The organism is Brevibacillus fluminis (assembly GCF_052072235.1).
In the GTDB taxonomy this organism is placed as follows: domain Bacteria; phylum Bacillota; class Bacilli; order Brevibacillales; family Brevibacillaceae; genus Brevibacillus_D; species Brevibacillus_D fluminis_A.
This window is the reverse complement of record NZ_CM125436.1, coordinates 4,265,734-4,280,537: the sequence shown is the minus strand read 5'-3', so window position 1 is coordinate 4,280,537 and position 14,804 is coordinate 4,265,734. Positions and strand designations below refer to the sequence as shown.

14 protein-coding genes and 1 riboswitch are annotated in these 14,804 nt (G+C 54.7%); of the genes, 12 read left to right on the top strand and 2 right to left on the bottom strand.

The genetic code is table 11. The features are described from left to right. The first annotated feature begins 11 nt into the window (after positions 1–11). The 4 genes from ACTID9_RS21195 to ACTID9_RS21180 all read left to right on the top strand — a co-directional run bounded on the left by ACTID9_RS21195 (position 12) and on the right by ACTID9_RS21180 (position 3,297). Positions 12–1,034: a 4-hydroxyproline epimerase gene (locus ACTID9_RS21195; protein WP_441066859.1), complete on the top strand. Its 1,023-nt coding sequence runs from the start codon at positions 12–14 to the stop codon at positions 1,032–1,034. Positions 1,035–1,053: 19 nt separating this feature from the next. Further along, complete coding sequence (locus tag ACTID9_RS21190; RefSeq protein WP_441066858.1) at positions 1,054–2,058, top strand: proline racemase family protein; 1,005 nt, start codon at positions 1,054–1,056, stop codon at positions 2,056–2,058. A gap of 43 nt (positions 2,059–2,101) precedes the next feature. After that, positions 2,102–3,088, top strand: coding sequence for an ornithine cyclodeaminase family protein (locus tag ACTID9_RS21185; RefSeq protein ID WP_441066857.1), 987 nt, complete (start codon positions 2,102–2,104; stop codon positions 3,086–3,088). Between the two features lie 62 nt (positions 3,089–3,150). Next, positions 3,151–3,297, top strand: a complete 147-nt coding sequence (locus tag ACTID9_RS21180) for a hypothetical protein (protein WP_441066856.1) — start codon at positions 3,151–3,153, stop codon at positions 3,295–3,297. Between the two features lie 50 nt (positions 3,298–3,347). Here ACTID9_RS21180 and ACTID9_RS21175 read toward each other — a convergent pair whose 3' ends face one another. Both ACTID9_RS21175 and ACTID9_RS21170 read right to left on the bottom strand, forming a co-directional pair. Then, positions 3,348–4,787 carry an aldehyde dehydrogenase family protein gene (locus ACTID9_RS21175; RefSeq protein WP_441066855.1) on the bottom strand — a complete coding sequence of 480 codons (1,440 nt, stop codon included), beginning with the start codon at positions 4,785–4,787 and terminating at the stop codon, positions 3,348–3,350. A gap of 93 nt (positions 4,788–4,880) precedes the next feature. Further along, positions 4,881–5,753, bottom strand: coding sequence for a dihydrodipicolinate synthase family protein (locus ACTID9_RS21170; RefSeq protein ID WP_441066854.1), 873 nt, complete (start codon positions 5,751–5,753; stop codon positions 4,881–4,883). Positions 5,754–6,019: 266 nt separating this feature from the next. Here ACTID9_RS21170 and ACTID9_RS21165 point away from each other — a divergent pair, with 266 nt between their 5' ends. The 8 genes from ACTID9_RS21165 (at position 6,020) to ACTID9_RS21130 (ending at position 14,765) form a co-directional block, all read left to right on the top strand. Continuing rightward, positions 6,020–7,729: a methyl-accepting chemotaxis protein gene (locus tag ACTID9_RS21165; RefSeq protein ID WP_441066853.1), complete on the top strand. Its 1,710-nt coding sequence runs from the start codon at positions 6,020–6,022 to the stop codon at positions 7,727–7,729. A gap of 369 nt (positions 7,730–8,098) precedes the next feature. Then, positions 8,099–9,538, top strand: a complete 1,440-nt coding sequence (locus ACTID9_RS21160; RefSeq protein WP_441066852.1) for a SpoIIE family protein phosphatase — start codon at positions 8,099–8,101, stop codon at positions 9,536–9,538. A 15-nt stretch (positions 9,539–9,553) separates the two neighbouring features. Further along, a complete protein-coding gene (locus tag ACTID9_RS21155) occupies positions 9,554–10,006 on the top strand; it encodes an ATP-binding protein (RefSeq protein WP_441066851.1) in 453 nt (150 codons plus the stop codon). A gap of 60 nt (positions 10,007–10,066) precedes the next feature. Next, positions 10,067–10,369 carry an STAS domain-containing protein gene (locus tag ACTID9_RS21150; protein WP_441066850.1) on the top strand — a complete coding sequence of 101 codons (303 nt, stop codon included), beginning with the start codon at positions 10,067–10,069 and terminating at the stop codon, positions 10,367–10,369. Between the two features lie 293 nt (positions 10,370–10,662). After that, positions 10,663–10,902 carry a hypothetical protein gene (locus ACTID9_RS21145; RefSeq protein WP_441066849.1) on the top strand — a complete coding sequence of 80 codons (240 nt, stop codon included), beginning with the start codon at positions 10,663–10,665 and terminating at the stop codon, positions 10,900–10,902. A 213-nt stretch (positions 10,903–11,115) separates the two neighbouring features. Beyond that, entirely contained in the window at positions 11,116–12,180 is a 1,065-nt protein-coding gene (gene rsgA, locus ACTID9_RS21140; protein ID WP_441066848.1) for a ribosome small subunit-dependent GTPase A, read from the top strand. A gap of 56 nt (positions 12,181–12,236) precedes the next feature. After that, positions 12,237–12,339: riboswitch (purine riboswitch) on the top strand. Between the two features lie 531 nt (positions 12,340–12,870). Beyond that, positions 12,871–13,461, top strand: a complete 591-nt coding sequence (locus tag ACTID9_RS21135; RefSeq protein ID WP_441066847.1) for a xanthine phosphoribosyltransferase — start codon at positions 12,871–12,873, stop codon at positions 13,459–13,461. Next, positions 13,455–14,765 (top strand): nucleobase:cation symporter-2 family protein, encoded by a 1,311-nt coding sequence (locus ACTID9_RS21130; RefSeq protein ID WP_441066846.1) that lies wholly within the window; start codon positions 13,455–13,457, stop codon positions 14,763–14,765. Before ACTID9_RS21135 ends, ACTID9_RS21130 begins: the two co-directional genes overlap by 7 nt. The last annotated feature ends 39 nt before the right edge of the window (positions 14,766–14,804 follow it).

The following is a 14,804-nucleotide window of genomic DNA, read 5'->3' as shown; positions in this document are numbered from 1 at the left end:
TAGGGTGGAAGATGAAATCACGAAAAATGTTTTCGACAGTCGACACGCATACGGGCGGCAATCCGACCCGGACGGTGATCAGCGGCTTGCCCAAGCTGAAGGGGCGCACCATGTCGGAGAAAATGCTGGAAATGAAGGCCCGGCACGACTGGATTCGCAAGCTGTTGATGTTTGAGCCGCGCGGTCACGATGTGATGTCGGGGGCGCTCTTGGTGGACCCCTGTCATCCTGATGCCGATATCGGCGTGATCTATATTGAGACAGGCGGCTATTTGCCGATGTGCGGCCATGATACCATCGGCTTTTGCACCGCGCTGGTGGAGACGGGCATGATCCCGGTGGAAGAGCCGGTCACGACACTGAAGCTGGATACTCCGGCTGGGCTGGTGGAGGTGGCGATCGAGGTTGCGGATGGCAAAGCCAGGCAAGTGACGTTCCAGAATGTCCCAGCTTTTCTCTATGACAGCATCGAAGTAGAGGTGGAGGGGCTGGGACAGGTTGCTTGCGACATTGCCTACGGCGGCAATTTTTATGCGATCACCGATGCGCGCAAGCTTGGCCTCGAGCTGGTGCCAGCCAATGCGTCGCGCATTATCGAGGAGGCGGTGCGCATTCGCAAGGCGATCAATGCCGCGGTGGAAGTCGCCCATCCGGAGGCGCCGTACATCAAAGGAGTGACGCATGTAGAGTTTTATACCGAGCCCACACACCCGGAGGCCACGGTGAAAAATACCGTGATCGTGCCGCCCGGAGGAATCGATCGCTCGCCATGCGGCACGGGCACATCGGCGAAGCTGGCGGTTTTGTTTGCCAAAGGGGAAATCGGGCTAGGGGACGAATTCGTTCACGAGAGCATCGTCGGCTCCTTGTTTCGCGGACGCGTGCTCGCCACGACCGAGGTGGGCGGCTTGCCAGCGGTGGTTACGCAGATCAGCGGTTCGGCTTGGATCATGGGGATTCACAAATTTTTTATCGACGAGCGCGATGAATTGGCAGAAGGCTTCCTGTTGATTCCGCCAGCGGACGATCACTAAGAGAAAAAGGGGTGCTATTATGCAGGCAAAAAAACTGTATACCACCATCGATGCACATACCGGCGGCGAGCCGCTGCGCATCATCACAGGAGGGATTCCCCCGCTCAAGGGCTCGACGATTTTGGAGCGGCGGGCCTATTTCCGCGAGCATCTGGACGATATTCGCCGCGTCCTGATGCATGAGCCGCGCGGCCACCATGGCATGTACGGCTGCGTCATCACGCCGCCTGTCAGCGAGGATGCCGATTTCGGCGTATTGTTCATGCATAACGAGGGCTTTTCCACCATGTGCGGACACGGCATCATCGCGGTCGTGACCGTGGCGATTGAAACCGGCTATTTGCAAATAAAAGGGGACAATCCGCGCATTGTCATCGACAGCCCAGCAGGAAAAATCATCGCGTATGCGAAATGTGAAGGTACGGAAGTAAAATCTGTCTCTTTTGAGAATGTGCCGTCGTTTGTCTTTGCCCAGGATGTGCGAATTGAGCTTGACGGGCGCAGCTTCTGTGTCGATATCGCGTTTGGCGGCGCGTTTTACGCCATCGTCGACGCCAAGGAACTGGGGGTCAGCGTGGAGATCGAACAACTGCCGCAGCTGCAGAAATGGGGCCGCGCCATCAAGGAGCAGATCGAATCGCGCATGACGGTGCAGCATCCGCTTGAAGGGCAACTGCAAGGGATTTACGGTGTCATCATTTCCGATGAGCCGAAGAAAACCAATTCCCATCTGCGCAACGTGACGATTTTCGCCGATGAGCAAATCGACCGGTCGCCTTGTGGCACAGGTACGGCTGCGCGCATCGCTGCCTTGTACAAACGCGGGCAGCTTACGCAAAACGAAAATTTTGTCCATGAAGGCATTGTCGGCAGCCAGTTCGTCGCGCATGTCGTCGCGGATACGAAGGTGGGCGAATTCGAGGCTGTCATCCCTTCCATCGAAGGCAAGGCGTTTATCACAGGGCTGCATCAGTTTGTGGTCGATCCGACCGATCCGCTCGGCAGCGGGTTTTTGCTTAGCTGAGCGTACGCGCACGTGTTTTGACGAGAAGAGAGGAGGAACCCATTTGCTGATTGTAAGCGCAAAGGAGCAACGAGCGATCCTGTCCGTTCATGAGGCAATCGACGCTGTGAGCGTCGCGTTGCAAGAATTTTCTGCACATCGTGCCCTGTCCCCGATCCGCACCTTTCTGCCTGTGCAGAAAGGCAACGGCACCTCGATTTTTATGCCTTCCCTGGTAGAAGCGACCGATAGCCTCGGTCTCAAGTTCGTCTCCGTCTTTCCCGATAACGGCGCAAAAGGCAAAAAAACAATTTACGGCGTGGTCATCCTCGCTGATGTGATGACCGGCGAGCCCGTTGCGATGCTGGAGGCGTCTTATTTGACGGTGCTGCGGACCGGCGCGGCTTCCGGGCTGGCGACCCAACATCTGGCACGCGAGAACGCCAGGTCGCTTGCCGTTATCGGCACAGGGGCACAAGCGCGCGGCGCGGTAAACGCAGTCGCAGCCGTGCGCTCGATCGATCAGATTCGCCTGTACAACCGCAGCCGGCAAAAGGCGGAAAGCTTCGCAGCAGAGCTGACCGAGCAGTTCGGGTCAACGGTCGAGGTGGTTGTTGCTGCAACGGCCGACGATGCCGTTTACGGGGCAGACATCGTCATCACGGCGACGAATTCTCCGACACCGGTCTTTTCCGCGCAAGCGATCGGAGCGGGCACGCATATCAATGCGATCGGTTCGTTTCGACCGACGATGCAGGAACTGCCGACCGATGTGATCGCGCGGGCGGACAAAGTCGTAGTGGAATCGGTGGAAGGCGCGCTGGACGAGACGGGCGATCTCTTGCTGCCGATCGAACAAGGGGTGTTCGCGCCGGAGCGTATTTATGCCGAACTGGGCGAAATCGCCGCAGGGGAAAAACACGGCCGCGAGCGCGAGGATGAACTCACCGTCTTCAAGTCGGTGGGATTGGCTGCGATGGACGTGGTCGTCGCCAAAGCGATGGTCGACAAGGCGAAAGCGCTGGGCATGGGAGTCGAGGTGACCCTGTAGGCGAAAGCTTCATGCTGCGGATTCACCTTTCGCGGCAACCAACAGGTGGAGGGGATCGATCCATGGAATGGATGCGCATCGTCAATGAAGCTACGCCTCCGGCACAAGCAAAACAAATGGCAAAACGAAAATCCGCGTGGTGGCTTCCGCTGGTTTTCGTTTTGCTGTTGCTCGACTTGTTCCTGTCCGCATGGGGAAGAGGAGAATGAAAGTAAAACAGGCGGTCCGCCACGGGGAACCGCCTGACATTCGGCATGGATCAGAGCGTATGCTTGATCGCGCACGTTTTGATTTGGCTGTAAAAATCGAGGGCAGTCTGGCCCTGCTCACGCGTATGCGAGCTGGAGAGCCTCATCCCGCCAAACGGTGCCTGATACTCGACGCCCGCTGTCTCCTGATTGACCCGCACCATGCCCGCGTGAGCCTCCTCGAGAAAGCGGTGCGCTTTGGACAGGTCGTTCGTGAAGACCGAAGCGCTCAAGCCAAATACCGTCTGGTTGCAAAGCGCAATCGCCTCGTCAAAGTCGCTTGCTTGCAGCAAGGTAGCCACAGGTCCGAAAATTTCCTCCTGGACCAATGTGTGGCTGGCCCCGACCCCTTGCACGATCAGCGGGCTGATGAAATAGCCGTTTTCCCCTGAAGCAACCGGAGCCGTTTCGGCGACAATCTCCGCTTCCTTGCGGGCAAGCTCCACATACTCATTCACTTTCGCAAACTGGTCGCGCGAAGCTACGGGGCCGAGATAGGCAGCCGGATCGAGCGCCGGCGCGATTTTGAGTGCTGCGACAGCGGCCGCAAGCTTCTCCACGAATGGCTCGAACGCACCCCGCTCGACGATGATCCGGCTTGTAGCCGTGCACTTTTGGCCGGCAGAACGGAAGGCACCGCTTACGATCATCGGGACCGTCTTGTCCAGATCGGCATCCGCGAGCACGATCGCCGCATTTTTGCCGCCCATTTCCGTCTGATACTTGATATTGCGCCGTGCGCACGATACGGCAACCTCCTGTCCCGTCGATGTCGAGCCGGTAAAGCTGACCGCATCGAGCGCGGTTTCATTCAGCAGGGTATTGCCGATCACGCGTCCTTTACCGATGACCAGGTTCAGGACGCCGGCAGGAAGCTGTGCTTCCGCGAACAGCTCCGCCATCCGAACCGCCGTCAAGGAAGCGATGTCGGCAGGCTTCCAGATGACCGTATTGCCGCAGATGAGGGCGGGAGCGATTTTCCAGATCGGGATCGCGACGGGAAAGTTCCAGGGCGTAATGATCCCGACGACCCCCAATGGCACGCGCTTGGCGTATTGCAGAACATTCGTGTCCGTTGATGGGATGATGCTGCCGTTGGCGCGAACGCCTTCCCCGGCATAGTAGCGCAGCAGATTGATGCCGCGGACCACTTCTCCGCGCATCTCGCTGATCGGCTTGCCCATTTCGCGGCTGGCGAGCGTCGCCAATTCATCCACATTCCGTTCCAACACCGCTGCCATTTTGGACAAATAGTCGGCGCGGGCGGCGCCGGTCAGACGCGACCAGGACGAAAAGGCATGACGGGCCGCTTCCTCTGCCGCCCGCACATGACTCGCGTCGGAATAGTGAATCACCCCGACCTGTTCTTCCACATTGGATGGGCTTGTGACGACCGCCTCGTTGCCGGTAGGGGTAATCCACTCGCCGCCAATCCAGTTTTTGCTCTCCATCGGTTTGCCTCCTTTATCGAAAACATAGTAGTAGTAAGACGCAGCGAATGCTTGGGAAAGGCTGCGCCAACAACGTGGCACAGCCATAGCGGGTTACCCGCGAACAGCGAAATCGTACGCTTCCTTGATCCCGGCATAATATTCGGAAGAAAGCGGGAGGCGCGGCGGACGCGTCGGCCCCACAGGGAACCCTGCCAGCTCCATCATGTATTTGATCGATTGCACGAGCTGCGGGCTGGCATCGTAGTGGAAGAGCGGGAGCAGGCGGCGATACAGCTCCATCGCTTCGTTCAGCTTGCCTTCACGGGACAGGCGGAACAGCTCGACCCCTTCTTTCGGCAATGCGTTCGGGACGCCTGCGATCCAGCCGGTCGCACCGAAGAGCGGTCCTTCCATGGCCAGATCATCCACGCCGATCATCACTTCCAAATCGGTTTTTGCCAAAATCTCGTGAACGCGGCGCACATCTCCGGAAAATTCTTTTACACCGACAATGTTGTCAATCTTGCTGAGCTTTGCCAAAAGATCCGGGGTCAGATCGACTTTGTAGTCGTGCGGATTGTTGTAGGCGATGATGGGCAGCCCCACGCTCGCCAGCGCTTCATAGTGGGCGACGACTTCATTTTCCAGCGGACGGTAGTTGATCGGCGGCAGCGCCATGATTCCGGCAGCGCCCGCCTCTTTCGCCTGACGGACCCATCCGACCGCCTGCTGGGTGGAAGGAGCACCGGAACCGACAACGACAGGGACGCGATCTTTCGCAGCCGCGACGACCGTTTCGACCACTTTTGCCCGCTCTTCTACAGTCAGCGAGGCATATTCGCCCAAAGAACCGCATGGCACGAGGCCGTGTACCCCTTGTGTAATCATCCAATCGCAAAGCTCATGAAGACGCGTGTAATCAACTTCATAACTCTCGGTAAAGGGGGTGACGAGCGCGACATAAACACCTTCGAATTTGGCCATTGTGAAACTCCTCTCGCATGTTTGTTTTAGGAAATGTCCTCGCTTGCATTCTCGCAAGTCTTGTGCCAAACGGTTTTACCCGTCTTTTCACGGCAACTGTCTAAATTGGCGTACACGTGAAAAAGGGGAGTGTATAAGAGATGAGAAAATGTATCGAATTTTATACAGTGAAAATATTTTGAATTTTGATCGCCATCCTTTTACAATGAGTGAATACCACGCTTTACAATAGAGATACACAACGCGATGGTAAGGGGGTTTTTTGTGTGAGAAACAGAATCCGTTTTACCGTACAGGCCAAGATCACGCTCTCTTTCGTCATCATCATTCTCGTCATGATTGCGACAGGCGGCATGAGCTACTGGAAAACATCGTTGATGGAGCAGAAAAGCGATGAGATCGTGCATGACGCCATGGTCATCGGGGAGGCGGCGCGGGATTTGCACACCGATTTGGTGCAGCTTGAAACCGGGGTTCGCGGTTACATCCTGACCGAGAAAGAAGAGTATTTGGAACCGTACTTCATCGGGACGGCAGAGCTGGTCAAAGATTTGGCCCAAATCCGATCGTATGAAGAAAACCATCCGGTCATGAAAGATTTGATCGAAAACAAGGCGTATCCGCAAATCAAGCTGCTGCAGGAGTATTTCGACAGCCAGGTTGATCTGGTCAAGCGCGGGAAGAAGCAGGAAGCGCTGGACAAGCTGGGCAACGGAAAACGCGCGATGGATGAGTTCAACAAGATCAACCAGCAAATCTTGAAAAATGTGAGCAATATCGTGGACGCAGCGTCAGCGCAAACGACGGAAGCGGCAGATCAGGCCAAGCTGACCATCATCGCCGGGGCAGCCAGTGCGCTGGTGATTGCGGTTGTGTTTGCGCTCCTCTTGATCAAAGGGATCGTCAGGCCGATCAGGCGGATCAGCCGCCAGATGGGCGAGATTGCCGATGGGGAAGGGGATTTAACCAAGACGATCGAGGTCGGGACGAAAGACGAGCTGGCCGATTTGGCTGCTTCTTTCAACCGGATGACCTCGAGCTTGCGCGAGCTGATTCGCCAGGTCGGGCAAAACGCGGAGATGGTGATGGCGTCGGCCGAAGAGCTGACGGCAAGCATCGAGCAAAACGGCAAGGCGAGCGAGCAGATCGCGTTCGGCATCCAGGAGGCGGCTCACGATGCGGAAAAGCAGGTCATTCATATAAAAGGAAACGCTGCGGCGCTCACGCAAATGGCTGGCGGGCTCAGCGAGATCGCTGCGGGGGCTACCGAGGTTTCGGGCTATGCCGAACGAACTTCCGCAATCGCGCAGGCGGGCAGCGAACGGATCGGCAAAGCGATCGCGCAGATGGATTCGATCAACAAGACGGTGCATGACTTGGCCGATCACATCAATGAGCTGGGCAAAGACTCCGAAGAGATCGAAAAAATTGTGGAGGCGATCACAGGGATTGCGGCGCAAACCAATTTGCTTGCGCTGAACGCAGCCATCGAAGCGGCGCGGGCGGGTGAACACGGACGCGGGTTTGCCGTCGTGGCAGGCGAGGTGCGCAAGCTGGCGGAACAGTCAGCGGAATCGTCCCGGCAGATCACCGAATTGATCGTCGACATCCAAAACGAGATCAAGCGTGCGGTGCAATCCATGAAGCAGAGCGCGGATGAGGTGCAGGAAGGCATCCGGTTCGTCCATCAGGTGGGCGAATCGTTCGGGCAAATCCAGACGGCGGTGGACGAGGTGACCGGCCGCATCATGCAGGTGCGCGACACGTCCCGCGATGTGACGAGCGGGACGGACCAGCTGTCTGCGTCCTTCTCCGAGATGATCGCAGTCGTCGAACATAGTGCTGCGGGGGCACAGGCGGCATCGAATGCTTCCGAGGTGCAGCTCGCCTCGGTGGAAGAGATCACGGCATCGGCGGCCTTGCTCGCGAAAATGTCCGAGCAGCTGCAGCAGATGATTGCCCGATTTAACGTGTAACGAAAAAGACCGATCGTTCCATCGTGAGCGATCGGTCTTTTTGCGTTTCGGACGCCTCTATTTTCAGTCGTTATATGCCGTGAAGGTTCTGTCGAAAGTCTTGCGAACAGCGCGGTGAAACAGTCGAATTTACTCATTTTTTGTGAATTCTATATTGAAAATTGTCAAAATATCCGATTAACGTAAAAAAGAATAATGACGAATTTAGTGGTTTTTTGTTGCAGATATCAGGGAATATCCTGATTGTAGTCAAAAGGGACCACCTCTATGATGAAGCTATCCATTGGACGAAAGACGATAGATTTGCGAGAAGAAGACGGGCATGGCGTAAAGCTGCAGGCAGTCGGAAGAGAGGAGATGGAGTAGCTGGTGTCCAGCAATCTAGGCGATTTACTTACATATCTTCATGCGTTGCCGGAGTTCATGCTGTTGCAGGATGAACATGGGGGCTGGATCGCTGCCAACGGGATCGCACTGCGCCATTTGCAATTGGAAGGAGTCGCATATCAAGGCAGATGCACGCGGGAGCTGCTTCAGGAAGCTGGTTGGGAGCAGGAGCTGTGGACCTGTTTTGAGGAAGCTTGCGCCAGCGCATGGCAGCGCAAAGCGATCGTAGAATGCGAGCTGCCGTTTCGCTATGTCGATGGACGGACGACGCGCTTGTTTGTGCTAAAGATGATTCCGCTGATCAAACAGGCGGGTGAGCCGAATTACCTGGTGATTCAAGGCCGCGACAACACGGTGCGGACGTTGATGGAGGAAGAGATCACGCTGGCCGGCAAAGTGTTTGAAAGCGTCAGCGACGGCATCTTTGTGACGGATGTGGAAGGGACAATCTTGTTTGTGAACCCGGCCTTCACAGCGGTAACAGGCTACAGTGCCGCTGAGGTCATCGGCAAAAACCCGCGCGTGCTGAAATCGGGCAGACAAGGAGCGAAATTTTATCAGCATATGTGGAACTCGCTCCTGGAGGACGGCTACTTTCATGGCGAGATTTACAATCGGCGCAAAAACGGGCAGGTGTACCCCGAATCGCTCACGATCAATGCGATCAAGGACAAGATGGGCCATACGACCCATTACGTCGCAATTTTCCGGGATATATCCGAGCGGGAGCAGGTGCGCAAAGATGTGATGCTCACCGGCAAAATCCAGCGCAAGTTCCTTCCGCCCGATTACCAGGATCAATGGGTGACGATTCGTTCCTTTTTCAAGCCTTCCCACTATGTCAGCGGGGACTTGTACGATTACAAATGGCTGATGGACCGCAAAAAACTGTTCGGCTATTTGATCGATGTGATGGGGCACGGCTTGTCGACCGCCTTGCAGGCGTCTGTCCTGCGGGTCCTGTTTTTGCAAGCGGCGTCGCTCGGGCTGTCGTTGCAGGAAAAAGTGAGCTGGATCAACCGGGAGTCCATGCGTTATTTCACGGAGGATACGTTCGCGGCCGCGATTTGCTTCGAGGTGGATCTGCGTGCACGCACGTTCACCTATGTGTCATGCGGGATCAATTATTTTCTCGCCGCGACGAAAGAGGTGAGCGGGGTAATCAAAGCTCCCGGAATGTTTCTCGCCCTGAGCGAATCGGCGGTGTATGAACAGCACGTGCTGCCCATTTCCCCAGGCGATAGCTTCTATTTGATGACGGATGGCGTCTATGACAAAATGCCTGCACACTACAAACAAGAGCTTCCCTGCTTTGACGAAATGACCGACAATTTGAAAAAATGGATTTTCACGCAAAAGCACAAAGACGACGCGTCTGCAATTTTGTTCACGATTCACGATTTACCCGAAGCAAGGTCATGAAAAAAGGATGGAAACATGATGAAAGAGCTGGAGTTTACCTTTACAACCCTCGATGTCTTTCAAAAGATCCGGCCGCATGTCATCCAGTATGTGCGCGAGAATTTGAAAGGGAACTCTGCGTTGATGGAAGTCGCACTGATGGAAGCTATTAACAATGCGTGGGAGCATGGGGGCAAAAAAGATGCAAACAGAGGTGTGCGTGTCAGACTCCGCGTCCAAAACGGAAAGCGCCTCATCATTCGTGTGAAAGACGATGGTCCCGGTTTTCATGCAAACGAAAAACTCAAGCAAATCAACGTGGAAGAAGGAAACCTATTCGAACGGTGCCTGTATGAAGAGTCAGGCCGAGGTCTGCTACTAATGAATCAAGCAGCTGACAAAATTACGTACAATCGGCAAGGGAACGAGGTTTTGATGGTCAAAGCATTGCCGGTCAAACGCGGCAAGCCGTTTTTCCCGCCGCATTAAGGAGAAAGCAACATGAGTGTGCATGTGTTTAAACTTTAGGCAAGAAGAGGAGGGAAGCAGATGAATTACCAAATTACCGCAACAAACGGAAATGTGGATGTTCAGTTGAAGGGCGAAATCTATGTAGAGGAATCGGCGCTGATTCGCGAGGAAATGCTTCAATATATTCAGGATGGGCACAAAAATCTGCGCATCGACATGAGCAATGTCACGTTTATCGATAGCTCGGGCCTTGGCGTACTGGTCGCGATCCAGAAGCGGGCCATTCAAAACGGCGGGGCAGTCACCATCATCGGCTTGAAAGGAAGCGTCTTGGAGCTGTTCGAGCTGACGCGCTTGAATAAAGTGTTTACAATGGAATGAGAAAAGAACAGCGCATCAAATAATGTCGTTTTTATCCAGGTAAGAGGAGAATTGACAAGTATTTTGTGATAGGCTCTTTTCGCAAATTTTGTTGCTATTGCTGTTGTGGAAACGTGTGTTCTATAATGAAAATCAGGAAGTCTACAGGATTTCCATTTACCGTGAATGCACGCTTCGCTTGGTACTATAACGATCAAGCAACTCACGGCTTTTCTAAAAGCAACAATTTCTTGGAAAAGAGCGTTGTGATACGATAGTAGTGTCAGACCATCGTTTGAGAGGGGGAACCATCCATGGAATGGATGCTATGGGGACTTTTTCTCTTTATCGCGATCGCTGTCGTGATCGGCATCGCATCCGGTAAAAATCGAAGCGGCACACGTGGCGGGCACAGCTACACATCCTCGGACAGCAGCGGCTTTGTCAGCGATGGCGGCAGCAGCTTCTGGGACTCGAACTCGAACGACTGCGGGAGCAGCGGAAGCGACGGCGGAAGCTGCGGTTCTGATGGTGGAGGCGGCGGTGGAGACTAACCGAAAAAGCCGTCGGCCAATTTGAAAGGAGAGATGTTAAAGATGATGATGAAACGAGTTGCCGTACAGATTGCAGGATATGAGGTCGCAGGGTCCTCCTTTTAAAACGGGCAATTGGATGTGACAGACGGGTTAAAGCGAGGAAACTCCTGTGATCTCAAACGTGAGGAACCACCATTCGTTTGAATCTGACAAGTATCAGGAGGAATCCCGTTGAACGTGAAACATTTGGGTTGGAATGAGCATTTTGAGCAAGCGTTTCAAACATATCAAGGAAAAGGATACACAGTGGGCAGAGTCGCCCTTGAACATAAGCGGCTGTACCGCGTTTATACGGAACAGGGTGAACTGTTGGCGGAAGTGACGGGCAAGCTGCGGCATACGGCGACTGGGCGCGAAGATTTTCCCGCTGTCGGGGATTGGGTGGTGATCTCCCCGCGCGTGGAGGAAGGCAGGGCAACGATTCACGCCGTGCTGCCGCGCACAAGCAAGTTCTCCCGCAAAGTCGCAGGAGCTACGACGGATGAGCAGATCGTCGCTGCCAATGTGGACACAGTGTTTCTGGTAAATGCGTTGAACAACGATTTTAATGTAAGACGGATCGAGCGCTATTTGGTCATGGCGTGGGAGAGCGGGGCCAATCCGGTCATCCTGCTTTCCAAGGCCGATTTGTGCGATGATCCCGAGCGGTTCGTCCGCGAGGTGGAGGCGGTGGCCATCGGGGTGCCGATCCATGTGACCAGCTCACTGCGCGACGAGGGCATCGAAAGCATCGCCCCTTATTTGCAGCCGGGCAAAACGATCGCGCTGATGGGCTCGTCTGGCGTGGGCAAATCTTCCTTGATCAACCGGATCATCGGGGATGACCGCATGGCGGTCAATGCCGCGCGCGAAGGCGACGATCGCGGGCGCCACACGACGACGCATCGCGAGCTGATTTTGCTCGATTCCGGTGCGGCCTTGATCGATACGCCGGGCATGCGCGAGCTGCAGCTGTGGGATGCTGATGCCGGCTTCAGCGAGGCGTTTGACGACATCGAGTCGCTGGGGGCGTCGTGCCGATTCAGCAACTGCCGCCACCAAAAAGAGCCGGGCTGCGCGATCCAGGAGGCGCTTGCGACAGGCGAGCTGGAGCAAAGCCGCTATGACAGCTATTTGAAGCTGCAGCGGGAGCTGGCGCATTTGGCTCGCAAGGAAGACAAAAAGCTGCAAAGCCAGGAAAAAGAGAAGTGGAAAAAGATTACCCAAAGCGTGCGCAACCGGCCGGTGAAAAGGTAAAATTTTATGGGTCGGCAGTCTTGTCGAAATGAGTCGACTTGTGATAGATTGAATAGCATACTCCATACATCGCTACTCGTATAATGGTTGGGAATATGGCCCGAGAGTTTCTACCAAACGACCGTAAATCGTTTGACTACGAGTGAAAGAGCGCCTAGGGTTCCGTTGCCGCAAGTGCGGCAGGCAGGTCCGAGCGGCGCTGGCGCGAATGGCACAGCGAAGCGAGGCTATCCCGCTTCTTTTGTGCAAGACAGCCAAGGCGTTGCCGATCGATGGGCATCGTCATGGCAATTTCGACGCTACACCTAAGGGATAAAAGCCCAGAGGGACAGTTTTCACTTGACTTCACGAGATTTTCGTCAAGGAAACTGTCACTCCTGGGCTTTTTTTATCGTGTAAGAATTTATAAGCGCATGCGCTTATAAATTCTGGAGCGGAAGACGGAGTACCTCAGCGTCACTTCCGGCATCGCGTCGGTAAAAACTTCCACAGATCGAAGGATCTGCTTCTTGAAAGGACTTCTGAAAGAAGTTTTTCTTATCGTATAAGAATTTATAAGTGCTCGCACTTATAAATACTGGAGCGGAAGAAAAACTTCCTTTGACCGAAGAACCTGCTTCTTGAAAGGACTTCAGAAAGAAGTTTTTCTTATTACTATTTTTGCAACAAAAATGAAAAGGGAGCTGCCACATGAAACTGTTACAAGACCGTATTCGCAAAGACGGAGATGTCCTCTCCAGCCACGTTCTGAAGGTTGATTCTTTTCTTAACCATCAGGTAGATCCGCTGCTCACGATGGAGATCGGCAAAGCGTTTGCCGAGCGTTTCGCAGGGGAGCCGATCACCAAGGTGCTGACGATCGAGGCGAGCGGCATTCAGTTTGCCATGGCGACTGCGCTGGCGTTGGGCGTACCATTCGTTTATGCGAAAAAGAAAAAGGCGGTCACGCTGACCGAGGACGTTTATTCGGTTCCCGTCGAATCGTTTACACGCAAGGAAACGTATCAAGTGAGCGTCTCGAAAAAATACGTGACCGCAGATGATACCGTGCTGATCGTCGATGACTTCCTGGCGACAGGCGCAGCGCTGATCGGGCTAGTGGACATCATCGGACAAGCCGGGGCCAAACTGGTCGGCGTTGGAGCAGTGATTGAAAAGAGCTTCCAGGAAGGGCGCGGACTTTTGGAGCAAAAAGGCGTGCGAATCGAATCGCTGGCGCGCATCGAGTCCATGTCACCGGCAGAAATCCACTTTATCGAGGAGACGGCAACCACATGCTAAGCAAACAAAAGATTTTCACATTGGGTTTTCAGCACGTGCTCGCCATGTATGCCGGCGCAGTTGTCGTGCCGCTGATCATCGGCGGCGCTTTGAAGCTGACGCAGGCGCAGATGGCGTACCTCATCGCCGCAGACTTGTTCACATGCGGGCTGGCTACGCTAATTCAAGTATTGGGCACCCGTTATATCGGCATCAAGCTGCCGGTCGTTCTCGGCTGTACGTTTACGGCGGTCGGGCCGATCATCGCGATCGCCTCGACCACCAATATCCCTACCGCATATGGCGCGATTATCGTCGCAGGAATATTCGTCGCGTTGGCTGCGCCGTTATTCGGTAAATTGCTGCGCTTCTTCCCGACCGTCGTGATCGGCTCCGTCGTCACGATCATCGGTCTGTCGCTGATTCCCGTCGCGATGAACAACGTCGCTGGCGGCCAAGGAAGCCCTGATTTCGGACAACCGCGCAATCTTTTGCTCGCTTTGCTGACTCTTGCTATCATTTTGATCGTCAATCGTTTCTTCAGCGGTTTTGTGCGTGCAATCTCCGTCCTGATCGGTCTTGCGGTCGGAACGACAGTTGCGTATTTCCTGGGCATGGTGAATTTCGGGGCGGTGTCGAGCGCTTCTGCGATCAGTATTGTGCAGCCTTTTTATTTCGGCGCTCCGCAATTCAACCTCGCCGCGATTGTGACCATGATCATCGTTTGCATCATCGGGATGGTCGAATCGACCGGTACGTATTTTGCCTTGAGCAAAGTGACCGGCAAGGAGCTGAAAGAGCAGGACATCGTCGGTGGCCTGCGTGCTGAAGGTCTGGCGATCGTATTGGGCGGGTTGTTCAACGCGTTCCCGTATACGAGCTTTTCCCAAAACGTCGGACTGGTTTCGCTTACAGGCGTGAAAAGCCGCGATGTGATGTTTGGCGCCGGCTTCATCATGATTCTTCTCGGCCTTTTGCCGAAATTGGCGGCGCTGACTACGGTCATCCCCAACCCGGTATTAGGCGGCGCGATGGTCGCGATGTTTGGGATGGTCGTTGCTTCCGGGATCACGATTCTCTCGCACGTCGACCTGCGCCAAAACGAGAACCTTTTGATCGCGGCTTGCAGCATCGCCGTTGGCCTGGGCTCTTCGGCGGTTCCGCAAATGTTCGATCATTTGCCAGAAACATTGAAAATGCTTTGCACCAACGGCATCGTCACCGGCTCTGTCACCGCTGTGTTGCTCAATTTGCTTCTGATGCACAGCAAAGGAACGGTAAGCAGCGTTGAAATGGCTGCGCAAACGACCGGACAAGAAGTGTAAGAAACGAAACCCCCGCGACATCCTTGGGAAGGAGCGCGG

Coding starts and splice junctions, on each gene's coding strand:
- ACTID9_RS21195 (WP_441066859.1), top strand. CDS start 12: ATGAAATCACGAAAAATGTTTTCGACAGTCGACACGCATACGGGCGGC.
- ACTID9_RS21190 (WP_441066858.1), top strand. CDS start 1,054: ATGCAGGCAAAAAAACTGTATACCACCATCGATGCACATACCGGCGGC.
- ACTID9_RS21130 (WP_441066846.1), top strand. CDS start 13,455: ATGCTAAGCAAACAAAAGATTTTCACATTGGGTTTTCAGCACGTGCTC.
- ACTID9_RS21180 (WP_441066856.1), top strand. CDS start 3,151: ATGGAATGGATGCGCATCGTCAATGAAGCTACGCCTCCGGCACAAGCA.
- ACTID9_RS21135 (WP_441066847.1), top strand. CDS start 12,871: ATGAAACTGTTACAAGACCGTATTCGCAAAGACGGAGATGTCCTCTCC.
- ACTID9_RS21170 (WP_441066854.1), bottom strand. CDS start 5,753: ATGGCCAAATTCGAAGGTGTTTATGTCGCGCTCGTCACCCCCTTTACC.
- ACTID9_RS21175 (WP_441066855.1), bottom strand. CDS start 4,787: ATGGAGAGCAAAAACTGGATTGGCGGCGAGTGGATTACCCCTACCGGC.
- ACTID9_RS21155 (WP_441066851.1), top strand. CDS start 9,554: ATGATGAAAGAGCTGGAGTTTACCTTTACAACCCTCGATGTCTTTCAA.
- ACTID9_RS21150 (WP_441066850.1), top strand. CDS start 10,067: ATGAATTACCAAATTACCGCAACAAACGGAAATGTGGATGTTCAGTTG.
- ACTID9_RS21145 (WP_441066849.1), top strand. CDS start 10,663: ATGGAATGGATGCTATGGGGACTTTTTCTCTTTATCGCGATCGCTGTC.